This is a genomic window from uncultured Candidatus Kuenenia sp., from assembly GCF_900696675.1.
GTDB classification, from domain to species: Bacteria; Planctomycetota; Brocadiia; order Brocadiales; family Brocadiaceae; genus Kuenenia; species Kuenenia stuttgartiensis_A.
This window is the reverse complement of sequence record NZ_CAADGZ010000049.1, coordinates 1-24,434: the sequence shown is the minus strand read 5'-3', so window position 1 is coordinate 24,434 and position 24,434 is coordinate 1. Positions and strand designations below refer to the sequence as shown.

Sequence of the window (24,434 nt, the reverse complement as noted above, 5' to 3'; positions counted from 1 at the left end):
CAATACCCGCCATGCCACTATCATATAAAGAGCAATACACGGCTTGATACGCTCCGCTGTCTCCAATTGGCGCTCTTCTATCTTGCAACCGCTCTTTAATACTTTAAAATATATCTCTATCTGCCATTCGTAGATATCACCTTCCCGATCTGAAATGCTTACGAGCATTGTGCCGGGTGAGTTGTTCGCTTAACTCACAGACTCTACGGCAACCTTCCAGCCAACGATAACTTTCCTTTTCCCCGATAGGCTTTTGTTTTCGCTTGTCATTTTTATCGCGGTCTTCAAAGTCGCGCACCCACAGTTCTGCGTCTAACACGCCCAGACAAAGACGCTCTGGCGTAACAGCAAGAGTCACGTGGTTGAAAAAAACCAATCCGTCAGGCTTTGAATGTCCGTCTCCAATACGCTTAGCAGCGGAAGCTTTGCTTTTTGCCGCACCAGTCCTTGGCCATTCCCATTGCGCGTCAGCGGCGGTGGTAATTCTATCAAGCCTAAACAATGCAACCGTAATAGCCCTACCCGACAACTCATTAATTGCGGCTGCCCCCTAACGCATTGCCCCAATTTAACCGACTACAAACACGTCTGGCTATTTCCATCCTCGATAAACTATACCCGCCTTGAACTTCCTCCATGATTGCCTGAAGGGCGTCGTGGATAAACGGCCTTCCGCATAATCACTCTGGTATTCCTTTATTCATCCGTCATCTCCTTGTAATACAGTTTGTATTTACTCAAAAGAGATGATTATAATTATTCAGTGTTTCTGTGCCCAGCTAAATTTCTTAATGTATCTTCTCCCTCGCCACAATGACTCTAGGGAAACGAAAAAGATGTGTATAAACATAAGTACAACACCCTCCCCGGTGTATAAAAAAACAGCGTCAGGCGTCTTTAGTGGTTTTTTTGCCTGTAAGCGCAAACATTCCTTCATCCACAATTTTGTCAACCCTTAACAGAAGGGGATTGAGGGGTGGGTTTATTCATTGCTTAACTTAAAATATTGAAATCGCTAAACATTTAATGTCGTAGCAAGGCACGCCTCGCCACTACATGTGGCGGCTATCATATCCGCTAACAAATAAATATGTTACAACTACATTTGCCCACAAACATACATTAAAAAAATGAAAATTCCTATACTATTAAATAATGGTATGGTAAACATTATGATACACTTTTGCGAGGTTATCGTGAAAAAATATTCTAATATACCTATATTCATCCCGGAACTTGCCTGCCCGCACCAATGTGTCTTCTGCAATCAGACTAAAATAAGCGGAACGCATTCCATCCCGCAGCCAAAAGAGATTCGGCATATTGTCGCGCAATACCTTGAAACAATACCCGCAAACAGAATCATAAACATCGCCTTTTTTGGCGGAAGTTTTACGGGGATACCTATTGATCTTCAGGAACAGTATCTGAAAGAGGCCTTCTGGTTTGTAAAAAACGGGAAGGTATCGGGCATCAGATTATCAACCAGACCCGACTATATCAACGAAACCATCCTTGAATTGCTGAAGAAATACGGCGTAACTACCATTGAGCTGGGTGCGCAGTCCACCAGCCGGAATGTCTTAAATCAATCAGGACGCGGGCATACCCCCGAAGATATTCAAAATGCCTCCCGGATGATCCGCACATATGGTTTCGAACTTGGCCTTCAGATGATGATAGGCCTGCCGGAAGACAGTTACGAACAGTCTATTCAAACCACCAACGATATCGTTTCATTCGGCGCCAGTAATACGAGAATTTATCCCGCAATTATTGTGAAGGGAACCGCCCTGGAAAAGCGGTATCGGGAGGGGAAGTATATTCCGTTATCACTTGAACAGGCGGTAGAGTGGACAAAAGGTCTCGTGCGTATATTTGAAAGGAACAACGTATCCGTCATACGGATGGGGCTGCATCCCTCCGATGAACTCGTTACCGGAAAATCCCTGATAGACGGTCCATTTCACCCTGCTTTTAAGGAAATGGTTATGACAAAGATATGGGAAGAGATCATTCATGCGAAATTGAAGGAAAATACTTCGGGTAAAATCAGAATATCTGTTTCCGATAAACAGATGCATTATGCCATAGGGTACAAGCAGGCAAACAAGACACGATTACAATCGAGGGGGTATGCTGTTCAGTTTACAGGTAACCATACTTTTTCTCGGTATCAAATAGATGTTTGCGATAATTGATTCCAGATCGTCGAAAAGGGTGATCACCACGTTAAAGGGATACGTTGAAGACGTCTTTGCGTTTCAAACGAACGGACTGACGTACGATTCCATTTCGGGGCATCCGGATATTTTCATCTACCAGGATAACGACCACCTTGTGGTTGCTCCAAATGCACCGGTTGGGTTATTCGAATTTTTAGAGCGCCATAGTATTGCCTATCTAAAAGGAAAAATGGATGTAGGAAATGATTTCGCCAACAGCGTCCAATATAACTGCATTGGTACGCCCGGTTTCTTATTTCACAAACCCGGATATACTGACCCTATAATTTTAGAAATAAACAGAGAGAAAGAGTTTATTCAATTGCCTCAGGCCTATACACGATGCAGCCTTGTCCATTTGTACGGAAACAACTATGTCACTTCTGACAAGGGAATAGAAAAGGTATTGTTGGGAAAGGGATTTTCCTGTTTTTATTTTAACCCCGAAGAAATACGCATACGGAATCATAAGAACGGCTTTATCGGGGGCACAGCAGGTGTATGGGGGAAAAGCATATTTTTTAATGGAAATATCGGGCTGCACGCGGACGGGCAGCGATTAAAAGAGCACTTATTGAATCTTGGTCTTGAGATTGTCTGCCTTTCCGATGAATATTTATATGATGGGGGTTGTATATTTTTTGTTTGAGTTGGAGAAAAAACAAGATTTACCACAGAGGCGGTAGAGGGTGCAAAGAAAAGATATAAGCTAACTATTCAGTGTAAACGTTACACGACTCCCGACGGGTTCAGGTTTGCAAACCTGAACCCATGAGTTTATGCGGATAATGGGACCATGTACTGTGCTGGTTCACCGTGAAGCGGTAAAATTCCAATGCCCAAATCACAAAATCCGTAACAGTTTAGATTTTTGAAAAGTAAAGTGCTACCTATTCAGACCCCTCTGGCACGTAGATTACTTTTCCATCTTTTAACCGATACGCTATCCCCAGCCGGGCGCCTTCTCCTTGTAATTGCTTATCGGTAACTTTTTCAATTTTTACCTGTTTACCCTTTTTTGTAACAATCTCTACCTGACCATTGTCGTTTTTCCTGACCATCGTGATTTCTGTTTTTGGCGAGAGGAAATCAAGCAGGCTGTAAGCGCTGATTAAGGCACCGATAAGGCCTACAATAAATACTAATCCCACATCAAAAAGGCTTGCCACGCCTGACATGGGATCTTCCTGATGGAGGTCTGCTTCCTTTCCTATAACCATACGTCTTTTTTTCAAATATTTCATTTCTGTAACAGCTCACCGAGGCGGGACAAAAAAAGGGGGAACCTTCGCTATTCCTTCTGTTTATCCTCCAAAACCACCAGTGGTTGGCTCCTCCTTATTTTTCATAATGCCTTCAGTAAAATACTCAATGTTTTTTATATCCTCATGAATCCACCTGTTTTTCATCATCGAAAGAAAATAGGCAGTAATCCCAATCGCTAATCCCACTACAGTTGTGGTAAAGGCAATAATGATATTGTTTGATAACATTTCAAGGTCGCCCTTTGACAAAGCGGACAGGGCAGGACCCATAGGAATTATGGTTCCCATTAATCCAAGTGTGGGGCCTATACGAATCATGAGCCGGAGTTTATCTAAACTCCTGGCCATTTTTTGTTCCTTGCTTTGCAGTATATATTCAATACGAATTCCTCTGCCATCCTTATCCCCCTTTAACTCATCGATAAATTCCCCAAGATATTCCCTGAAATAAGCAGGCATCTCTCTTATCAAAAAAGGGGATATCTCCGGTATTTTTTGAGATAATGATTCGATGAGTGATTCAATTAATTCTTTCATTTCCCGTTTAAGGGTATGTTTCTTTCTCTCACGATATTCCGAAAAAAATTCTCCTGTGGTTATGACCATCCATACAAAAAGAACGACCAATAGAATCATCACGGGGTAGAGCATCGCTGATGAAATCACAGAAAGAATACTTTGCAATAGATTAATTAGTTTCATATTTTCTCCTGAAAACATCCCGGGTCGGTTCAGATCCCGGCGGGTTCAGGTTTCCAACCTGAACCCATAATTTAATATTGATAGTCGCGCCATATACAATCGATGGTTAAATCTACAATATAAAACGTTGGGTTCAAGTTACAAACTTGAACCCACAGATAGATCAATTGATAAGGCTTATATTTTTAATCCTTTTATTAAAATCTTTTCCTTGTCCATCCATAAACGAAAAAACCGATGCCTCCCAATACAACTGCAATACCAACCCAAAGCCTGTTTGATTGATTAAGGATTATTTTGTCTTCGTTCGTTTTTACCTCTGCCATCTCCAGCCCTTTAACTATTTCGGTATTTTCAAAAGCATCGTTTTCCAATTTCCATTCATCGGTTTTTTCAATCTTTTCTTTCTCCTGTGTTTGTCCGGTATCCTTTTTCTGTTCAATACTTCCAGGGACAGGGTTTGACATAGACGCCTGAGCAAGGACGATCTTGTCCATCTCTGCCTTTCGTTCGTTCAGTAACTTACCGGTAGCTACCTTTAAAATTTCTGCATACTGAATCAAGGCATCTGGATTTACAAGGCCTGGGGTATTTAGAATATCCGTTGCGTATTGCTGAAAGGCCGGATTATTGCATGTGTTTTCGCAACATGCCACGCCGTGTTCTACTACTGTTTTTGCATATTCCTTCGCCAGGGTTTGTTCGACTTTTTCCGTCGGCTGCCAGTATTCTTTTCGTATAGTCTCCAGCATTCTGGCCGTAAGGGCTTGATACGCATAAGGGTTTTTCTTATTGAAAAATTCCTTTAAATCCATTCCGTATTTATCCTCGACATAGACCTCAAACGTCTCTTCCCAACGGGCAGCGTCTATTGTCTCTGGTACGGTAACCTGCCAGCCCCACATGTTTTCAATAAATTCAGCCATCTTGTTTGCCCCTTCAAAACCCTCCTTCTTCATTCCTTCAACCCATTCCGGATTCCAATAGCGTGACCGCAGTTCCATACCCATCATCCTGTCGATGGACGTTATTTCAGGTTTAGCCGGATTCATCATATTAGCGACAACCAGACCGGGCGACTTTCCATCCAGTTCCCTGACTGCTGCGGCTAATCCGCCCGCATACATAAAAAAATCGTCGTTATCAAAGGTTCCGTAAAGATTGGTAGAGCGGCTGTGCACAACCATCCTTGTTCCGCTTAACACCATTTTATAGACATCTTCCATCGGTTCTCCCCACAGGCCGTTTCCGTACCCATAGCTCATCCGTTTCAGATATTCCTGTCCTAAAACGGAGCTATCTTCCCATGTTCCGCTTGCACTTGCGATTCGTGATACATTCAAATCATACCTTCCGGGAGCCTCATCAAATATTCGAATTGCTGCATATTGTTCCGCCTTTTTTTGTGGCCAACCCTTTCGGATCAGTTTATCGGTTACTTCCTTGATATGTTGTTGTACATAGTTATCCTTTTCGTCAAGCCTTTTTACCATTTGAACGGCCTGATCAATGTATTGTGTCAACTGTCCAAACATCTCCTCTGCAGCAGAAGAAACGACTATATCAATTCTCGGACGCCCCAGCCTTTCTTTGGGAATGATTTTAATGCCTGTCACCTTCCCCCATTCATTCCAGATAGGTTCAACCCCTAACAGGTAAAGGATCTGAGATTCCAGCACACCTTCATGGCGTATCGTTTCCGTGCCCCAGATAACGAATGAAAGTTTTTCGGGATATTTTCCGTCATTTTTTGCCAGATAATTATCGAGGAGTTCCTGTGTCAGCTTGACGCTCACCTGCCATGCCTCTTTTTTCGGGATTTTATCCGGATTAAAGGCATAAAAATTTTTCCCAGTTGGCAAAGAATCTGGATTTCTTACGGGGTCATTTCCCGTTCCCGTTGGTATATATTGTCCATTCATGGCCTTGATTATACTTGACAATTCCCGCCTTGCCCCTTCCTGAATATTTTTGTCCAATTCATCGGCAGGAATATCTTTGACTACCTCCTTTATCGCCTGAATAGTAGAGAAACGAAGCGACTTATCAGGTACATGGCCAAATGTATGTAGTCCGTAAGGCATATTAAGCTGCTTCAATTCCTGAAGATACTCTCCTATTTTATGAATGACTTCATGATCAAACTTATGCTGGACATCACTATGGGTATCAATATTCAGGCACTCACCAATTTCTATGTCTTTCTCGATTCCCAGCTCTTTAATCTTTTTTATGATATTTTCCATGTATTGCCTTGCAAGTGCGGCATCCTGTCCAAGCGCCCGGTCATGATCGCCGATCAGTTCTTCAAGCCCGGCATATTCATGGTAAAGTCCTCCTTTTTTTAGCGGAGGTATCATATGATCTATCACAACCGCAGCACCCCGCCGTTTTGCTATAAGTCCCTCGCCGACATCATCTACGATATAAGGATATATTACCGGCAAATCCTGAATCAATGCCTCCGGCGGGTCGTCACCGGAGAGGCCGTTGCTTTTTCCAGGCAGCCATTCATGTGTACCATGCGTGCCGAAATGGATGACTGCGTCAGCGCCAAAACCATGTTTCAGCCATAAATAGGCGCCCAGATACTGATGGTGTGGAGACAGATCTTTGCTATGATACATGGCTTCCTTATCTTGCAGCCAGCCTCTTACCGGCTGCGGGAGGATGACAACGTTTCCACGTTGTATTGCAGGAATAACCATATATTTTTTCTCTTGCTTCGGGTCAGTCCACATCATCACATTGGATTCTTCAACCGTTCCCCAATCCTTATTGACGTCTTTCATAAAATTCACAGATAAATTCCTCTCCCACTTTTGGTACTCCGCCAGAGGCAGCAATACACATTTCCCGTTTTCTACCATCTCTTCAAGTTCGCCTGGCGCCCAATTCCCGACATTTCTCCCGTATTTAAGAGAATTTGAGAGGAGTATTTCGGGATCAATTGCTTCAGTACCGACGTCGTATCCACACTCCTCCATCTTTTTCAACACATTCGCAATGCTGGCAAATACGTTAAGATAACTTGCACCGATATGTTGCTTCCCCGGCGGATAGTTCCAGTAAAATATCGCCACCTTTTTATCGGAGTTGTTTTTTCTTTGTAAACGGATCCATGCCTTTATGCGATTAACCGCCCGGTCAATACGCTCCGGTATGGGCTTTCGTTGTTCGATAAAAAACCCTGTTGCATCATCCTTTTCACGGATACGATATGATACGACTGTAGGCTGAATAAGACCGGCAATTTCAGGAATACCCAACTGCCAGCTTACCTCCAAAGAACTCAAACCTTCAGGGTCATTCTCCCACGTTTTTCCGTCTTTTCCATAAACGGTAATCAGGTTGATTACCGGTACTCCGCATTTCTCTAGCGAATCCGTAGCCTTAAAATCTGAAAAACGAAATAAAAAAGAAAGTATACCGGAAACCCTTGAATTCCCTCTGTCATCGACTAATAGTTTTTCAGCGACTGACCCCTCGGGGTAACCGAACGCTACAAATGCATTAAATCCTTTTTCTTCAAGTTTGCGAATTATGTCATCTTCTACTCCGTTTTGGTTTTGTTCGCAAAAAGAGGAGTACGTCAGAACTGCGATCCATGGCGCATTTTCTTTGAAATAGCCAGATTTTTTATACCAGCCTTCGTACTCCTCAAACGTTTCAAAATACATCTCCTGCGAAATGTGGCGGTGGTAGTAACCGTTTTTCAGCCGTTTCATGAATGACGCCGGTTTAATTTCAGAAATATTGGCATATTTTGCCAGGGAGAATAGTACCATATTCTGAAAATTTTCAATCCCTCCGCAATCAAAATACGAACGAAACTCTTCATCATAAGTAAACCCCAGTTCAATGTACTCCTTACCTAATCCTGCCGATTTGTTAATTGGCAATATACGCGCTCCATTGGAAATAGCCTTCCGGATTACCTCACCATCAAAACCCGATTGTGTTGAAGTTGAAATCCGTATACCCATGATATCAATAACAATGATGTCGGAGCCCTCTATCTCGTGGGGATTAAAGTCAGCATCTAAATCGGTCTTACTGACAAGTTCAAAATTTACCTGGCTTTTCAAAGATGGATATTTTGTCCAGATGCCTTTTATCACTTTAACGACCGTAGGCGTAAGGTAGTTTCCTACAAGAAAAGTGTATTTTACCGGTTTGGTTTCTTCCGCGAGAGAAAAAGGAAGATAGAGAACAAACACGGTAAATACGATTATCATCACACATTTTTTCATTGTTCACTCCTTCGCGGAGAACAAACATCTTTAGTATATTCCCATCTCATACGATCTCCTTCATTGAGAATACGTTTATAGGCAAGAGACGTTGCGCGTTTACCATTAATGTCGTAATACCACGCCATATCCCCCCTTTGCCCTTCAACACCGTCAATAGAATTAACAAAAATGAATTCGCCAGATTGTTTTGTTTCAATCTTTGCAACAGATTGAAGCGCTTCTAATACAGTAATGCCCTGTTTCCATTTTGTTTCTACTTTACGGCTTTGCTGTAACCCTCCATAATCAATTTCTACCGTTATGCTCTGGTTAGCGCCGAACGTTGCGGGTAAAAGCACAAAAATAACAAACATTCCTAACATTCTACTTAAGTGTTTCATAGTTGCTGCTCCTCCTTATCTTAATATCCATTAAACAAACGGTTCTTTTTACATTCCCGTATTTTAAAACCTGAATTCCACTCCCCCGTACGCTGTAAAACCGAGGGAACCAAAGCCAGTTACCTCTTCGTAGTCATAATCAAAAAGGTTTTCGAACCTGACATAAGCAGCCATAAACTTTGTGACGTCATAGCGAGTCGCCTGATTGACCGTCCAGTAGTTATCCATCTTCGTTCCATTGCTGTCTATTCTGTCCCTTACCATTATCCCTGTTACGTTTATATTTAATTTCTCAATGGGATTGGTGTTAAGCCCAAACGTTGCCCTGTTCTCAGGTCTGCGGGGTAGTTGCCGACCTGTTTCTCTGTCCCTGGTTTCTGTATACGTGTACGTTCCGGTAAATGAAAGGATGGTAAATGGTCTATAGGTTAGAATGGTTTCGATGCCCTGTGACTCTGCCCTGGCTGCGTTTTCTGCCAGGTAGCTGCCATCGGGCTGCACAGTGGCAGTGATAAGGTTTTTAAAGTTATTTTCAAAGTAGGTGACGTCGATGGTTAGTGTGTCTTTGAGAATCTCTTTTTCAACACCGAAATCCCATCCATTGCTTTCTTCCGGACGCAGGTGCGGATTCCCGTAGTATGGGTAAATCAGTTCATTCAAACTTGGCGCCCGAAATCCCTTTCCCCATGAACCATGTAGTCTGGCGCCAATTTCCTCCATGTTATAAGACGCCGTTGTTCTATACGTAAGATGAGATCCGAATGTGCTAAAGTCGTCGTGGCGTAATCCGATTGTCCAGTGCAACGACTCAAACAATTCTATTTGGTTTTGCAGAAAAACCGCATTGTTCCGGTAGGTTTGCCCGTCATACTTACCCTCGTTTTTACCTTCCAACACTTCATATTCGTAACCGAGTGTTATCGTATTTACGTCAAAGAGTAAAAAGTCTGATTGATGTTCTGCCCGCCAGACCCTTGTAGGAATGCGAAATCTGCCCGACTCATCCGTGGGATCAAAGCCTTTTAGTTCTGTATCGTTAACTGAGATGAGAAATGAGGGAGTCCATATATCAAAAAAAGTCTTGCTGGCCTTCGCAGAGAAAAGAACCTCGTCTGTAGTTTGGCGTCTGTCAGGGTCGTCAACCGCACCAACACCATATACAAACGCATCATATTCAAAATCCGAGTGAGACCCCCTTATGGTTGCATCAACCCTCCCGTTATCCAGGAAATTCCATCCCAGCCGTGCAGAACCGGTAACATTTTCATAGCCATCATTTTCGCTCCCGCTGCTGGCTGCTGATATTCCCTGTGTTTTCAGCCATGAAGCGCCTGTAGAATAATCAAATCTTTCATTTCCGCCTGAAGCATTCGCCGTATGCCTGTGGGTATCGCGCATCCCGTACTCGGTTCCAAGGGTAACTTTGTTATCGCCTGCCCCTTTTTTTGTAATAATATTAACAACACCGCCAATCGCTTCAGAGCCATACAGGGTGCTTTGAGGTCCGCGCAGAATTTCTACTCTCTCAATGTTGTCCGTAGAAAGATTCGCAAAATTAAATGCCCCGGATGTGGGACTATTCATCTGAACACCATCAACAAATACGAGGGTATGCGCGGCTGACGCCCCCCTTATGAACAAGTTTGTAGCACCGCCTATCCCCTGAGTTCTTGTAACTTCAATCCCAGGCGCCTGACGCAAAACATCAAGCAACAGCGGCGACTTGCTATTCTCAATGTCTTTTTGTGTAATAATCGATAGGGAACTGCCGACATTTTTTCTCAACTGTTTCGTCCGTGTCGGTGTTATTACGGTATCTTCCGTATCATTAGCATCTTCACATTGCCTGTCTTTTCCATCCTTTGGCGGTGGGTCTTTAGGCGTTTCCGGCGAAGGTATTGTGGTATGGGATGGCGGTATCTTTTCATCAACCGGCAAAGGGTATACCTCAGGCTCCTCCGGGATATTTTTCACATTGTCCGGTTGTTTTTGAAACGTTTCAATTGATTTGAATTCATTGGCAGGATATGCTTCTTCTATTACTCCAGGTATCTCTTCCTTTCCCGGGATACGGATAATAAGCTTTTCTTGTGTAGCCTGATTCCTCGATTTCTCCGCCCATTTGAGAAGTATTATGTTATTTGTTTCCCTTTCTTCTTTTAAAACAGGAATTGATTCCCCTGCTGCCGATACGCCTGGGTATTGATAAAAGGCAAGCGCTAAAATACCTGTTACTATGATTAGCAAATGCTTCACTCGTGTTCTCCTTTTTCCCTCGAAAAAATAGTATGAGAAGTTGTGCAAGACAGGTCTCCTGGCTTTCGGGTCATCCTACTTTCCGCGCCTTCCCGAAAAGCCGTCCATTAATTTAAACGGCTTTACAGTGACATTATGCGGATTTCGTCTCCGGTTACAGTTGCGGGGCAGCTCCCGTTGCTCAAAATCGATGAGAGGGGATTCCCTGGCACCTTGCACACAAATACAAATTATTATTTTTAAATATTAATACATAAATTTTCCCCCCTTTCTTTGTTATAAGGTAAAAATGCTCATTTGCCAGCCCTCAGCCCTCAATCGGCAATCCTCAGTCCTCAGTAGGCAATTTCACAATTGTTAATTGCCGACTGCCAATTGCCAACTACAAGCCGACAGCAGAAGGAACAGTTAAATATTTTGCCAAAAAGCACGCACTGACGAATGGAAGTGTGCAAAGAAGTTACTGAAAAGACACTAAAACTCGATTTGTGTTCGTATGCCAAATAAGGTCACAACAGCAGTATCCATTAATCCGTCGGGGTTAAAACGGCCTGAAATAGTGGCGTAATGGCAATGTGCCTGTTAAGGACAAAACGGTAGTATATCTCGGTTGCAGATTCTTTAATCCCATCATCTGCTTTTGAATAACCAAAGGCAAAAGCTGCGCTGTCTTTTTCGCGCATGGGAACCGGTCTCCATTGATTTTAAACCAAAGGCGATAATTGCCTTCTCTTCCAAAAAGGCTATCGGAGTGTAAACCAACCTCTCCTATTCCGTAGAAGCCCTTTCCTATCCCCAGTCCCATATTGTCACTATCTGCACTTTGCAGTCCTAACCGGAAATTCAGGCCGTTTTCCATCTCGTAAATAGATACTGCACCGGGGCCGTTATGCGGCACTTCTAATGCAAGATTATTTACAAAGGCGCTGGTTATAAACATGGTTGTCTCATCATTGGCTACGGCATTGCTGTCAAAGTAGTTTGTCAGATCTATCTTTCCTGCCACAAGGCTTACCTGTTGTCCGAACAATTTTGTCTCAAACCACATCTCCCGAACGGATAAGCGATCGGTACCGTTATTGTACCGAAATGCCCCAGCATCATCATTGAGACCGGAAAGGCTGTCGGCATGTTCATCAGGCCCGTTTCCTCCAATTGCCTCTAAATCCAGAAATAATGTTGTGAGATCTGAGAGTTTGTAGAGAAAAAATAAATCCAGCGAGCCTTACGGGAAAAACGCCCGTTTCTCGCCGCCACTTAAAATCTGCGGAACAATAGCCGTACTACTAAGCCCTATTTGAAATCGTTTTTCTTCAGTGGGATATGTTTCTTCTACAGGTTTTTGTGTTTCTTCCTTTTCGGGGAGGCGGATAACACGCTTTTCCTGTGCGGCTTGATTATCCTGCTTTTTCGGCCAATCGAAAATATCTATCCCGTCTGTTTCTTCTTTTTTTTCTGACATTGATATCGATTTTATTGCTTCTAATGGTTCGGCATGACCATAAAAAATAGGCACAACAATAATCATTGGCATAATTAGCAAACACTTCATTTGTAGTCTTATTTCCCTATGGAAGCGGGGCTTCCAATGCAATTACGTTTCCAAGCCGGACAGACTGGGTCAAATGGGCAATTCTATCCTATTTCACGATATGAATTTCCCTCTTTAATAGAAAAACAGTAATAAATTAAGCATAAAATAGGCAAAATGTGATAAGTTGCCCCCACTTTTGAGACAACAAGGTTCATTTGTCCCAGTCTGCGAAGCCTGGGAACGAGCGTTTTTAAAGTATCTATTCTTAATAAGGACTTCGGCGATTTTCAACAATGTAGCGGCAAAGCGTGCCTTGTCGTTACATGAACAGTTTGAAATCTCTAAACGTTTAATATAGCTTTTTAATATTGATATGGTTGGGTGGCGCGGACAAACTCCGCTTGTACGGCGCCATCTTGCAATGGCGATTAAAACAAAAAAGCCCGTTTCTTCGTACAGGGAAGAGACGGGCTTTAAAGTACATACGTCACGCTTCACCTCCTTTACGACGAAGAAGTTTTCGGCAAAACATTACAGGCAGGTCTTCTGACTAGCGGGTCGTCCTACTTATTGCGCCTTCCCGGAAAGCCGTCTCATTGGTATAAACTAATGAAGCGGTTCACCAGTGGCATTTGCAACGTTCGTCACCGGATACAGCGGCGGTACCGTTCCCTTTACTCCTCATTTCTGACACAATGAGTTGGAGTTGGGATTCCCTTTTCGTCCCAATGGGTATATTGGGACACCTGTAATGGGTAATTTATTTTTTCATTAAACAATTAACTACATATACACTCCTTACAAAGAGAATGAATTCCTGATGCTTAAACAATAACAAAAAAACCCATATCCTCGATACGGAAGATATGGGTTTTCTATTTTTATCGGTACGAGCGGGTTTTGAAACCTGCCCATACAATACAAGCATTGATATTATATATATACCCTTCACCCTCTTTACCATCGAAGACATCGTGAAGCGATTGCAGGCAGGTCTTCTGGCTCCCGGATCATTCTACTAATCACACCTTCCCGGAAAGCTGCGGCTTTCCAGTGGCTTTTCATGATGTTCGTCCCCGGTTACAGCGGCGGGTCCGCTCCAATCCTCAACTAAATGAGGCGTGGATTCCCTTTTATTCTTAACAAGCAGCTTGTTAAGAATACCTGCAACCAAACAATTATTTATAAAAAAGAACACGTCTTATTTCATTTCGGTGGGATTATACTTTTGAGGGACGACATTGTCAAATTAAATTATGCCGTATTATACTTTCAGTGTTTTACTGATTATCATGAATAGTTGTTTGAGAAATCGTTGGCCTGCCTGTGCATGCCGCACGCAGACAGGCTTCAAACAGGTTTCTGGTTATAAAAGACACAAACCGTAACACTTTAGTTTTTTGAAAAATTCCCGGGATAGGAAAAATACCATGTAGCCCCGTCAGGGGCGGTCTGTTTGTAGCGCAATAAAATTCAATAAGGTAAATAGCTCCGTAGGAGCGGCCTGTCCATATTCAGGCAGACCTGTTTAATATGGATTTACAAGAGACAGGTCGCTCCTAACGGAGCTAATATCTGTTATAATATCCAATTTTGCTACAAACAGGCTGCTCCTTTTGGCGATAAAATGGCTTTCTAAAAAACAGATTTATTTGACTAGGCATATTATCAAACACACCCCTAAATCCCCTCTTGATAGAGGGGACTTCTTCTCTCCCCTCTAAAAAGAGGGGCCGGGGGTGTGTAAATTTTTCGAAAACCTTATTTGTTTGACTATAATTATTACAATGTAGCACATGAAACTATTAATGGATGCCGATTGCCTTATTAAATTAACTAAATCAAAATTAAAAGAAGTTGTATGTAAGAACTTTGCAGTTACAATACCACAACTGGTTAAAGAAGAAATTATTTATAATCCCCAGGAACATATTGATGCTTTAATTATTAAAGAAAACATAGAAAATAAGCTGATAAAATTAAATACTATGACTTTGTCCTCTAAAAAGGGTGAAGATGCGATTTTTTCAATATTTCAACAAGGAGGATACGAAGCAATATGTAGCGATGATAAAAGGTTTATTAAGAGATTACGTTTCTTGATATCCCATACATAACCCCTGCGGTTTTTATTGCTTTATTGTTGAAAAAAGACACATTAACAATAAAAGAGGCACAAAATAAATTGGATTGTTTATCATCGTTTGTTAGCAATGAAGAATATAATGCCATAAAGGCAATATTAAAAAATTGGAGAAAATGATGAAAACAAAATCCATAAGGATACCTAAAGATATGATGGATGCTATTGAGCTTGTTGAAAAAGAAGAGAGGATAGAGGAATCCACTGCGAGGAGAAAGCTTATAAGAATAGGTTTTGAGACGTATACAGGAAATCTTTATAAGCAAGGCAAGATAACACTGAGGGAAGCTGCTCGATTACTTAATTTGAGCCAGATTGAAACAATGAATCTTTTTTTGGACTTAGGAATAAAGGGAAACCTTGACGCTTCAGATGTATTAGTTTCATTGGATAGATTTGTAACAAAATGAAATAAATTTTATTAGGCGGAAAACGCCTCTGTCTGGTTTGTAAATTTCTTTCGGGTAAGTTGCGTCCAGGTCCCAAGTCGCTCCGTTAATTGTGTTGGGTTTGAACGAAGGATTGTTTGTCCGTGTGGCTCTACCCAATTCAGAATGTCTTATTCCGTCTGGCCGGCTCGCTAAAATTTCAAGAGTGATTTTTTTTATTTGTCCTGTAATGGTCATTGTGGTTTGTTTTTAGTAGTCGTAGTTTTACAATTGGGCATAACTTGCTTATATATATAATAAATCCATACTTATCTATAGTCAGCCAAATCTGATTTTAAAAATTTAGCGGTAATTTGGCTTTTTAAAAAGCAGGGGCGAAGTATTTGCCTGCATATAAGAAGAGACGTAAAATACTGTACATGTGCCAACTTCGGTCTGTTGAATGAGTTATACGGTAAACAAACAAATGTTTCACCCCCCTGCTTGTAATGTCTTTAGAAAAATAGATTTATTTGACTATACTCAAAAAGGGTTTTTCAGTTGTCTGAAAAAACTGAAAAACACTTTTATTTATAAATGACTGTTTTATCGTTATTATAAGGATGTTTTTTGACTGCTCTGTTTTGCTTATATTACAAAACCATTGCAATATTCCATCAAAGACCTGGTTATTTCCCCCCTTTTTTCTTTACCGCTGTCTTTGCTTTAGGCATTACGGCACTCGCTGCTTTTGCTGCGGGTTTTGTTTTTGATGGTGCTGCTTTTTTTACGGCTTTTTCCTTAGTAACGGTTTTCGCTTTTGCAACTGGTTTCGTCTTGGATTTTGATCCTTTTCCTGAAAGAATTTTCTGCGCTTCCGCTTTATCAGCATCCATAATATAGGTGATCCCTGTAACATCAGCGGCGTCACGCGTCAGGGTAACGATGTCGTCCCTTGTGATATATTCCAGGGCAAACTTCCTGGATCCGCACATTAACTGACGTAATCCCTGTGATAAACGTTGATAATAAGAATACAGCCCTAAAGCATTTGGCGGGACTTCTTTCTTACCAGTACCAAATAATCTTTTAACCTTTGAAGCCAATACAAATATCTCTTCTACATTACTGCCATAGTCAGCAATGAATTTATCAATTTTACCCTCTTTTATCTGGTTGGCTACCACTGTACCTACATGCGATGCACAAAGAGGTGAACGCGCCATGCCGACTGCTTTCACATATGGCGCACCAAGTGCAAATGCCTTGAAAATGTCGTCCTCAAACGCAAACCCACCCGCAAGGATTATATCAGGCACATAATGCCCCTTTGATGCCAGTTGATGCACATAATTATATGTAAGGGCGGAAATGTATAACGTCGGAACACCCCACTCGTTCATCATGTGCCACGGACTCATGCCGGTGCCGCCGCCTGCCCCGTCAACGGTTAAAACATCAACTCCCGCAATGGAACAATACCAAACCGCCCTTGCCAGATCTGCAGGACGATATGCGCCTGTTTTCAAAAATACATATTTTGCACCGGCATTCCTTAATGCCTTTACCCTTTTTACAAAATCGTCTTCATTCACCATTCCAACTCTGGAGTGCCGTTCAAATTCCTTGAATGACTTTCCAAAACTACCGGCAACTTCATTGTCATACGGGTCAGGCAATACGATATACCCGCGGTCGCGCAACATCTTCGCCTTTTCCAGATTATTAATCTTAACCTCGCCGCCAATGTCCTTTGCACCCTGCCCCCACTTCATTTCCACCGCCTGAACGCCTAATTTTTCAACCCCATATTCCAGTATGCCTAACCGGCTGTCTTCAACATTTTCCTGCATTACTATCAAACCATAACCGTCTTGCTGCCAACTCTGGTAGGTTTTCACCCTGTATTCAAGATCGGGACAATGGGTTATTTTGCCATTTGATATTTTGGATTGTTCATCCATGCCGCCTACGTTTTCACCTATCGTTAGTGCAGTTCCTGAAATCGCTGAACCTATCGCTAAACCATCCCAATGCGTCTTTGCAACTTTTGTTGAACCGAGTCCGGGAATCATTATCGGCATCTTCAACTTAATGCCCTTATCCTTGCCAAGCCTTGTTTCTGTATTAACATTATCAAAAATAGCCTTATCGCTATCAGGGGCAATACCAACAGCGCCAACCGCAGTTCCCATTATGTTTAAGTGACTAAAATCTACAGGATATTCCTTGTCCGCACCTGCTGTAATGACCCCAAATGGCTGTGGATACAAATTTTCAACAGATCGAAATGCTGATTTTCCTATTTCGCAAATACCAGGACAATCATCTACACAAACAGAACACATCCCGCTGGAAGCATTCCTGTCATTAGGTGTTCTATTTTTTGTACGAGTTGCTGCCGACGCATTTGGTTTTGAAAACGACATCCCAAACCCCTTTCACTAGAATAGGTTAATTAAACTAACAATAAACATTTATTATACAGTAAATATTAATATGAAGAGATTACGTAAAGTGCCATAAAGTGTCGAATATATACATCTTTTAAAATTGACTGTCAATAATTTTTTTGCGCCCTTATATTGTTGGCAGTGATTACCGTCATGATTAGACTGCTTTTATACACTAAAATTATTATTTGTAAATAAGTAAGAGAATTTATATAATCTTCGAAGAAACATACACTCACCTTAGCAATTAATGCAATAATACTAAATTATTTAGCATTACTCAAAGCAGTTTCTCCAAAAGGAAGGAATTTAAATACGGTGAAAGCTCAAACAAAAACAAAAAATAACAGATGCCCGATTAAAGAGAAGGTGGAAAAAATAAAACAAGAGATCGGAAAGGTCATTGTAGGACAGGAAGAAATGATCGAAACAATTATAATCGCCCTACTGTCAGATGGGCATATCTTACTGGAAGGTTATCCTGGACTTGGAAAAACAATGACGGTAAAAACCGTAGCAAGCATACTCGATGCAAAATTCCATCGGGTACAATTCACGCCGGACCTTATTCCCGCCGATATTACCGGATTTGAAATGTGGCTCCCTGAAACGAAAAAAAGCAGGATTCAAAAAGGCCCTGTTTTTACAAACATTCTTCTTGCAGACGAGATTAACCGCGCACCGGCAAAAGTACAAAGCGCCTTATTAGAAGCTATGCAGGAAAAACAGGTAACCATCGGCAGGGAAACCCATCACCTGGAAAAATTATTCCTGGTGCTTGCGACTCAAAATCCCATCGAAATATCAGGTACCTATTTATTGCCGGAAGCAGAAATAGACCGTTTTATGTTCAAAATAAAAATCAGATACCCTTCTTATAATGATGAAATAGAGATAACAGAAAAACATGCCTCTGGCACAGAAACTCCACTCGCGGTTATTTTTAAACCTGAGGAAATACTTGCATTGAGAACTACTATAGCAGAATGGCTACCGCCAAATGATGCGCCCTCTATAATACAATACATCGCACGGCTTGTAAGGGCAACAAGGCCGGAAGAAAATGACGGCATACTGGAAGACCTTGTCATGTACGGCGCCTCACCCAGAGCAACTATTGCACTCACAAAGGCATCGCGTGTTTATGCTTATATCCAGGGAGACGATACGATTCTGCCTGAGCATGTTCAGAAAATGGCCTATCCCGTTTTGCGGCACAGAATCATCCTTACGCATGAGGCGGAGGTGGAAGGCTACGATTCAGATGATATTATCACAAAAATTCTTCACCGGGTTCCTATTCTGGAATAAATTCATTGAAAAAAAAACGTGTACGCCTTTATTTACAGCGGTTAATAGGTAATCTCTTTGGCGGATCATTCGCCAGCTATATAAACTCAACGCACGGTCTGGAACTGGATGAGCTTCGGCAATATCAGACCGGCGATGATTTAAGGTCTGTTGACTGGAAAACCACTTCCCGAATAGGCCGTTTACACGTACGTCTGAAATTAGTGGATAAACGTGCGACTATTTTTTTCATTATCGACAAGAGCCGTTCTGAAAAATTTGGCTCTTTTTATCATACAAAAGAAGATATTGTAGCTAAATTGCTTTCTCTCCTTGTTTATGCGGCATCAGAAACGGGCAATGAAATTGGTTTTCTCGCATTTACCGATAGAGTTGAGCAATACATACCGCCTAAAACGGGCGAAAATGAAGCTTTTAAGAATATGAAAAAGGTTTTAACGGATGAACCGTCCTCTCATTTTACTGACATTAACGCCGCATTGACTTTTTTACATAAAAAAGTGCAGTCTCCTTCTCTCATTTTTATCCTATCCGATTTTTTCGCCCCACATAATTACGAACGTTCACTAAAGACACTCTCCTACCGGCATGAGGTTATTCCTGTTATTGTTTCCGATAAAAGAGAGTCCTGCATCCCAAAAGCGAGGGGATATCTAACGATTCGTGATGTTGAAACCCATTGCAATAAAACAATAAGCACTACAGAGGCTCTTAATGTGCCTGCACCTTTTTATGCCTTACTGAGAAAATTAACCATAAGCGGTATAACGATACAGACAGATGAAGATGAAGGTATATGGATAAAAAAAATATCAGAGTTTTTTGACAAACGCATCCGTAGAGGAGGGAGAATTAAAAAATGAGACATCTTTTTGCTTTATTTACATTCATTGGCATGTTTTCGTGGGGATATTGTTTTACCCCGGTACATGGCCAGGAAACACAGGAAAATGAAACGTCCATTGCCGCAACAGCAAAATCAGAGTCGGAGTCGGAGTCGGAGTCGGAGTCGGAGTCAGCATTAAAAAAAGAGTTTCTGCTTACAGACAGGCCGCTTGAAATATGGACTTTTATCGATGATTACCGGATCATTCCCGGAAAAACGTTACATCTCACCGTACAGGTGTTATGGATGCTGGGTATAACCGTAGATCTGGAGAGTCTTGCCAATGTTGACCTTAGCCCATTTGTGATAGAGGGAATAATCATCAGTGAACGCCAGATATTTGATAACATGCATGATTTTGCGGTTGTTACTTACGCACTTTCACTGCCGCCAAATATTAAGGAGGGTATATACTCAATACCCTCCTTCAAGCTTTCCTATATTAATACCGTTGATTCTAAGGAAGGGGCTGCCAGTTCCGCCCCTATCGCGGTAAAAAGAACACCCATCCTCGTTGAAGGGAAAATCGACAAGGATGTTATATGTATCGGCGACCGCATTCACTATACACTAACCATCAGATATGAAAATGATATAAAACTCCTGTGGGATACCATGGATAAAATACAGTTCCCCCCTTTTGAAGTATTAAAAAAAGAGTCCTCGACACAAACCGAAGGGGAATTGACAAAAACCGTTATAGATTATACCCTCGCAATATATGAACTGGGGGGGAAAGAGCGGAATCCTGAAATCCAGGGAATATCTGTATTGTATTACAAGGAACCGGATTCACAAAGCGCGGCAATCAGAGGCAACGATTCTTCTATCGTTACAAAAGAAGCCCATACTACACCAATTCCTATTCTTATCAACACACTCCTTAAATCGGTTGATGTCCCGCTGGAAGGATTAAAAGGCCCGGTGCCTTATTCAAAAGAGCATGTTTTTTTCTATGGATACATGCCCTTTGGCGGAGGAATTCTTTTGTTGCTTCTGTTTGGTATGCTTACCATAAGGGCATCCATGCAAAAACAAGCTGAGAAAAAGCCAATAACCACCACTATCACCCCTCATATTGCCTTAGAAAAATTAAAAGCTGTTATGTTAAAACTTGAATACACTGACAACGACGCACTAAATAAAGAAAACGCTCAATTAGCCAGCAAAGCATTAAGGACATATTTGGGCACTTTTACCGGTATCTCAAACGAACTCGCACAATCGTTGACAACTTCCCGTTTTTTTGAAAATAACGGACAAAACAAACTCTCTGAGGACGCAACGACCGTAGCTCGTGAATCCTTTCGATTATTAGATTCACTTATTTTTGAAAAACAGATACACGAAGAGACATTTAAGAGAACGAAAGACTGTTTGGAAGATGTTGTGCGGTTAACAGGTATAAATAAATGACATTAGCGAATCCATGGTTCCTTTTCCTTATTATCCCTTTTGGCTTGCTCTATTTTTTTTGGAAAGAAAAAAAATATATCGGTTATTCAAGCCTCTATCATGTAAAAGAACTGCATGGGTTCAGGAAGGTTATCGCAGGCCTTTTTAAACCGGTCTTTTTTTGCGCGGTATTTTTTTTAATATTGGCGTTAACATATCCGCAATCCGCCTATCATAAAGAAAAGATATCTTTAAAAGGACGTGAAATACTCCTCTGTATTGATACTTCATTCAGCACAACCGGAACTGCCATAGAGACCATAAAGGAAGTTGTTGCTGCCTTTATAAAGAAAAGATCAAACGATATTATTGGATTATCTATTTTCGGCACTGATGCGGCTCTCATTACAATGCCCACGATGGAAACGGAGTTGCTTGAAAAATCTTTGGAACGTGTACACTCATCCCAAATGGGATACCAAACTTCAATAGGAGAGGGTATCTTTACCTCCATTACCGCATTGTTTGAAAAAGAAATGGGAAGCAGATTTACCTTCACAGAATTAAGAAACAGCATTAACAAGCAGTATCTCGATGATTACGCTGTTTCATTTGTAAAAGAGATGAAGAAAAGAGACTTACTGAAAAATAAACTAATAATTCTCTTCACTGATGGCATTTACAATATTGGCATTTCACCGGACAGACCCTTACGGCTTCTGCAAAGAATGGGAATAAAGGCGTATGTTGTGGCAGTAAAAGCATCAGACGTCTATGGCATAGACCCTGATATCGCCGCTCAACACATCCAGGAATTACAGGAAGCAATAGAGTCAACCGGAGGAAAATATTATCATGCCGATAATTTTGAAGAGGTTGCAAAATTCTATGATGAAATTGACAGGATTGAAAAAGATGAAATTGTGGTAGAAAATGTTTTTAAAAAAAAGGACCTTTATATATTCCCTATTATAGCAGGTTTGTTTTTTCTGTTAACAACTGTTTTCATTGAAAACTTCTGGATAAGAATCCCTTGAATCAGGTTGAGTTGTAAAAGATAAAAAACCAACGGCATTCATTTTTACCCGCCCCAAACCCCTCCCAAGAGGGGAATTTGATAAGTCCCCTTTTGGGAGGGGTTTGAGGGGTGGGTTTGTTCATTGCTTAATTAAAAATATTGAAATTCCTAAACGTTAAATTAAAAAGGAGATGCCTATGTTCTATAAATTGCTTCCCAAAATAACCTTCGTAGTGCTTGCATGCATTCTCACATTCTACGGTTATACAAATTTAAAGATAAACACCATTATTACGAATTTGGACGAAAATATAAAAATGGGCAGATACCAGCATGCATTTTCCACAATTCGTAAGCTGGAAGAGAATCCTTTTATCCGCAAACTATCAGAAAAAGACCCTTTAATAACATATAACAAAGGCGTACTATATTCTTTGCTCATGGAAAATAAAAAGGCCTCAGATGAGTACCGGAAAACTATGGAAACAAAAGACCCTGTATTAAAGGCAAGGGCAATTTACAATAATGCAAATATTATTGCGGAAGATATGGATTTCTCCACTGCGGCAATGCAATACGTTGAAGCCCTGAAAATTGACCCCGCCGATTTCCAGGCAAAAAAAAATCTCGAACGAATGAGATTGGGCGAGATGCAATTCAATACCATGTTTTCTCATAAACAGGAAGAACGCGAAGACCGGATAGAGTCCCTGAAACTTATTCCATGGGGTACCAAATATCGATACAGCGGAGAACAGAAAATCCGCTGGTAGCGCATAAGAAATCCATCGTGTTTATAATATTACCGTGTAAATACCTGAAACTATTTCTTTTCTCAAAACTTATCGAATAATAAATCAATAATGTTATCTTTTATTCACGAAAAATATACCCCCCTTGTATTTTCACTTTCCTGCCTGATCCTTGTTTTCTACTTTATTCTTTACTGGCGGAAGGGAGCCTGGCTAAAAACATTTGGGCAGAAAACATACATACAAAAATTCAGCAAAATACCCTCAACATACAGAAACCTCATCAAAGGAACCAGCATAAGCGCCGCCTGCTGTATTTTAGGGCTTACACTTTTGCAGCCTAAATGGCAAACTACGGAAGAACAATATGAAAAAGAAGGGCTTGAGATAGTATTTATACTTGACGTCTCAATGAGTATGCTTGCGGAGGATGTAAAACCCAACCGGCTTGAATGTGCCAAAATGGAGATTGCCAACCTAGTGAGAGGACTTGAAGACGACCGTGTTGGTTTAGTTGTTTTCGCCGCACGAGCCTTTTCCCTCCTCCCTTATCCAACAAAAGACTATGAAATGGTATTCCTTAGAATATTAAATATGGTAAACGAACATTATGTAAGATTTGTACCTTACGGCACAAATATCGGGAACGCCTTAATTGCTGCCATGGAAACCTTCAGTAATGAAGCAGGGAAAAAAATAATAATCCTTCTTACCGATGGAGAAGAGCAGCTTCTCAGAAGGAGTCAGGTAGTGGAAGCAATACGATTGTTATTGGAAAAAAACGATATTTCCACTTACATCATTGGCATTGGGGATCCAAATAATTCCACCTCCATACCAAAACGGGATAGATTGGGGAATAAAAGTGGTTATGAACGCACAGAAGATGGAGAGATTATTTACACAAAACCCGATCCGAAATTATTAAGAGAAATAGCAGAAATGGCTGGAGGCTCCTACCAACACGATGCTACCGGCGCTGAACTGCAAAATATCTTCAAACAGGTTATTGAAACAAACAAAGACATTATCGGCGTAAAAAAGAAAAATATCATTTACGATATTTCACAATATTTTCTAGGCTGTGCATTGATTCTTCTTGCATTCTATTTTGTCTTATAACCGTTTTTCCCTTCGTATTTCCTTTCCCCTTTTCACTATAAACTAAGAAAAGGGGTTTTACGCTAAAACACACCCTTCTTAAACACGGTACATTTCAAAAAAAATATTGGCTTTGACATCACAAATATGGTATCCATACCCTAACCTGGAACTGGACAGAAGGGGAAATGCAGACCGGGATTTTAACCTTACGTTTGTTGCAGGGACACAATGCTCCGTGTTCCTGCGATTTTTTAATCTGTACTACTATCCATCAATTTCTTGTTTTTTATGCGTGTTTTTCATGCCGCCATTTCCGTAAGTGCTTTAATATCAAGGGCTGAAGCGGTCATCAGTGAACAAGAGAACTTCTGGCCTTTCTCCGTCAA

General features: G+C 41.3%; 19 protein-coding genes and 3 riboswitches. Of the genes, 10 read left to right on the top strand and 9 right to left on the bottom strand.

Going from position 1 to position 24,434, the window contains the following annotated elements:
• Positions 1-136: 136 nt before the first annotated feature.
• Positions 137-502: a hypothetical protein gene (locus tag QZT26_RS09110; protein WP_157820719.1), complete on the bottom strand. Its 366-nt coding sequence runs from the start codon at positions 500-502 to the stop codon at positions 137-139.
• A 628-nt stretch (positions 503-1,130) separates the two neighbouring features.
• Between QZT26_RS09110 and QZT26_RS09105 the strand changes: the two genes are divergently transcribed.
• Both QZT26_RS09105 and QZT26_RS09100 read left to right on the top strand, forming a co-directional pair.
• Complete coding sequence (locus QZT26_RS09105) at positions 1,131-2,201, top strand: radical SAM protein (RefSeq protein WP_295101740.1); 1,071 nt, start codon at positions 1,131-1,133, stop codon at positions 2,199-2,201.
• Positions 2,185-2,874 carry a DUF6873 family GME fold protein gene (locus QZT26_RS09100; RefSeq protein ID WP_295101739.1) on the top strand — a complete coding sequence of 230 codons (690 nt, stop codon included), beginning with the start codon at positions 2,185-2,187 and terminating at the stop codon, positions 2,872-2,874. Before QZT26_RS09105 ends, QZT26_RS09100 begins: the two co-directional genes overlap by 17 nt.
• Positions 2,875-3,115: 241 nt before the next feature.
• Here QZT26_RS09100 and QZT26_RS09095 read toward each other — a convergent pair whose 3' ends face one another.
• The 7 genes from QZT26_RS09095 to QZT26_RS09065 form a co-directional block, all read right to left on the bottom strand.
• Positions 3,116-3,469, bottom strand: a complete 354-nt coding sequence (locus tag QZT26_RS09095) for a DUF2149 domain-containing protein (protein ID WP_295101737.1) — start codon at positions 3,467-3,469, stop codon at positions 3,116-3,118.
• 60 nt (positions 3,470-3,529) lie between these two features.
• Positions 3,530-4,192, bottom strand: a complete 663-nt coding sequence (locus QZT26_RS09090) for a MotA/TolQ/ExbB proton channel family protein (protein ID WP_295101736.1) — start codon at positions 4,190-4,192, stop codon at positions 3,530-3,532.
• A 197-nt stretch (positions 4,193-4,389) separates the two neighbouring features.
• Complete coding sequence (locus QZT26_RS09085; RefSeq protein WP_295101735.1) at positions 4,390-8,445, bottom strand: cobaltochelatase subunit CobN; 4,056 nt, start codon at positions 8,443-8,445, stop codon at positions 4,390-4,392.
• Complete coding sequence (locus tag QZT26_RS09080) at positions 8,442-8,828, bottom strand: DUF4430 domain-containing protein (protein WP_164994964.1); 387 nt, start codon at positions 8,826-8,828, stop codon at positions 8,442-8,444. Before QZT26_RS09080 ends, QZT26_RS09085 begins: the two co-directional genes overlap by 4 nt.
• 63 nt (positions 8,829-8,891) lie before the next feature.
• On the bottom strand, positions 8,892-11,084 hold the full coding sequence (locus QZT26_RS09075; RefSeq protein WP_295101733.1) for a TonB-dependent receptor: 2,193 nt from the start codon (positions 11,082-11,084) through the stop codon (positions 8,892-8,894).
• A 30-nt stretch (positions 11,085-11,114) separates the two neighbouring features.
• A riboswitch (cobalamin riboswitch) is annotated at positions 11,115-11,334 on the bottom strand.
• Positions 11,335-11,625: 291 nt separating this feature from the next.
• Entirely contained in the window at positions 11,626-12,303 is a 678-nt protein-coding gene (locus QZT26_RS09070) for a carbohydrate porin (RefSeq protein ID WP_338140407.1), read from the bottom strand.
• Positions 12,304-12,309: 6 nt separating this feature from the next.
• On the bottom strand, positions 12,310-12,636 hold the full coding sequence (locus QZT26_RS09065; RefSeq protein ID WP_164994961.1) for a hypothetical protein: 327 nt from the start codon (positions 12,634-12,636) through the stop codon (positions 12,310-12,312).
• Between the two features lie 500 nt (positions 12,637-13,136).
• Positions 13,137-13,383: riboswitch (cobalamin riboswitch) on the bottom strand.
• 205 nt (positions 13,384-13,588) lie between these two features.
• A riboswitch (cobalamin riboswitch) is annotated at positions 13,589-13,801 on the bottom strand.
• 613 nt (positions 13,802-14,414) lie between these two features.
• On the opposite strand from QZT26_RS09065, the gene QZT26_RS09060 reads away from it, so the two are divergent.
• Together QZT26_RS09060 and QZT26_RS09055 are read left to right on the top strand one after the other, a co-directional pair.
• Positions 14,415-14,735, top strand: coding sequence for a hypothetical protein (locus tag QZT26_RS09060; RefSeq protein ID WP_157820716.1), 321 nt, complete (start codon positions 14,415-14,417; stop codon positions 14,733-14,735).
• Positions 14,736-14,877: 142 nt separating this feature from the next.
• Positions 14,878-15,171, top strand: coding sequence for a hypothetical protein (locus QZT26_RS09055; protein ID WP_157820715.1), 294 nt, complete (start codon positions 14,878-14,880; stop codon positions 15,169-15,171).
• Between the two features lie 647 nt (positions 15,172-15,818).
• On the opposite strand, the gene QZT26_RS09050 is transcribed toward QZT26_RS09055, so the two are convergent.
• The gene (locus QZT26_RS09050) at positions 15,819-17,558 is read right to left on the bottom strand and encodes an FMN-binding glutamate synthase family protein (RefSeq protein WP_295101730.1); all 1,740 of its coding nucleotides are present in this window, start codon (positions 17,556-17,558) and stop codon (positions 15,819-15,821) included.
• A 342-nt stretch (positions 17,559-17,900) separates the two neighbouring features.
• Between QZT26_RS09050 and QZT26_RS09045 the strand changes: the two genes are divergently transcribed.
• The 6 genes from QZT26_RS09045 (at position 17,901) to QZT26_RS09020 (ending at position 24,066) form a co-directional block, all read left to right on the top strand.
• Entirely contained in the window at positions 17,901-18,893 is a 993-nt protein-coding gene (locus QZT26_RS09045) for a MoxR family ATPase (protein ID WP_099326555.1), read from the top strand.
• Positions 18,894-18,898: 5 nt separating this feature from the next.
• On the top strand, positions 18,899-19,756 hold the full coding sequence (locus QZT26_RS09040; RefSeq protein ID WP_157820714.1) for a DUF58 domain-containing protein: 858 nt from the start codon (positions 18,899-18,901) through the stop codon (positions 19,754-19,756).
• A complete protein-coding gene (locus tag QZT26_RS09035) occupies positions 19,753-21,195 on the top strand; it encodes a hypothetical protein (RefSeq protein ID WP_295101728.1) in 1,443 nt (480 codons plus the stop codon). Before QZT26_RS09040 ends, QZT26_RS09035 begins: the two co-directional genes overlap by 4 nt.
• Positions 21,192-22,211 carry a VWA domain-containing protein gene (locus QZT26_RS09030; RefSeq protein WP_099326552.1) on the top strand — a complete coding sequence of 340 codons (1,020 nt, stop codon included), beginning with the start codon at positions 21,192-21,194 and terminating at the stop codon, positions 22,209-22,211. The genes QZT26_RS09035 and QZT26_RS09030 overlap by 4 nt, the downstream gene beginning before the upstream one ends.
• A 178-nt stretch (positions 22,212-22,389) precedes the next feature.
• Complete coding sequence (locus tag QZT26_RS09025; protein ID WP_099326551.1) at positions 22,390-22,965, top strand: hypothetical protein; 576 nt, start codon at positions 22,390-22,392, stop codon at positions 22,963-22,965.
• A 90-nt stretch (positions 22,966-23,055) separates the two neighbouring features.
• The gene (locus QZT26_RS09020) at positions 23,056-24,066 is read left to right on the top strand and encodes a VWA domain-containing protein (protein ID WP_164994958.1); all 1,011 of its coding nucleotides are present in this window, start codon (positions 23,056-23,058) and stop codon (positions 24,064-24,066) included.
• The last annotated feature ends 368 nt before the right edge of the window (positions 24,067-24,434 follow it).

Bases quoted from the DNA above. Each gene is read 5' to 3' on its own strand.
- QZT26_RS09105 (WP_295101740.1), top strand. From the start codon at position 1,131: ATGAAAATTCCTATACTATTAAATAATGGTATGGTAAACATTATGATA.
- QZT26_RS09100 (WP_295101739.1), top strand. From the start codon at position 2,185: ATGTTTGCGATAATTGATTCCAGATCGTCGAAAAGGGTGATCACCACG.
- QZT26_RS09095 (WP_295101737.1), bottom strand. From the start codon at position 3,469: ATGAAATATTTGAAAAAAAGACGTATGGTTATAGGAAAGGAAGCAGAC.
- QZT26_RS09090 (WP_295101736.1), bottom strand. From the start codon at position 4,192: ATGAAACTAATTAATCTATTGCAAAGTATTCTTTCTGTGATTTCATCA.
- QZT26_RS09085 (WP_295101735.1), bottom strand. From the start codon at position 8,445: ATGAAAAAATGTGTGATGATAATCGTATTTACCGTGTTTGTTCTCTAT.
- QZT26_RS09080 (WP_164994964.1), bottom strand. From the start codon at position 8,828: ATGAAACACTTAAGTAGAATGTTAGGAATGTTTGTTATTTTTGTGCTT.
- QZT26_RS09065 (WP_164994961.1), bottom strand. From the start codon at position 12,636: ATGAAGTGTTTGCTAATTATGCCAATGATTATTGTTGTGCCTATTTTT.
- QZT26_RS09060 (WP_157820716.1), top strand. From the start codon at position 14,415: ATGAAACTATTAATGGATGCCGATTGCCTTATTAAATTAACTAAATCA.
- QZT26_RS09055 (WP_157820715.1), top strand. From the start codon at position 14,878: ATGATGAAAACAAAATCCATAAGGATACCTAAAGATATGATGGATGCT.
- QZT26_RS09050 (WP_295101730.1), bottom strand. From the start codon at position 17,558: ATGTCGTTTTCAAAACCAAATGCGTCGGCAGCAACTCGTACAAAAAAT.
- QZT26_RS09035 (WP_295101728.1), top strand. From the start codon at position 19,753: ATGAGACATCTTTTTGCTTTATTTACATTCATTGGCATGTTTTCGTGG.
- QZT26_RS09030 (WP_099326552.1), top strand. From the start codon at position 21,192: ATGACATTAGCGAATCCATGGTTCCTTTTCCTTATTATCCCTTTTGGC.
- QZT26_RS09025 (WP_099326551.1), top strand. From the start codon at position 22,390: ATGTTCTATAAATTGCTTCCCAAAATAACCTTCGTAGTGCTTGCATGC.
- QZT26_RS09020 (WP_164994958.1), top strand. From the start codon at position 23,056: ATGTTATCTTTTATTCACGAAAAATATACCCCCCTTGTATTTTCACTT.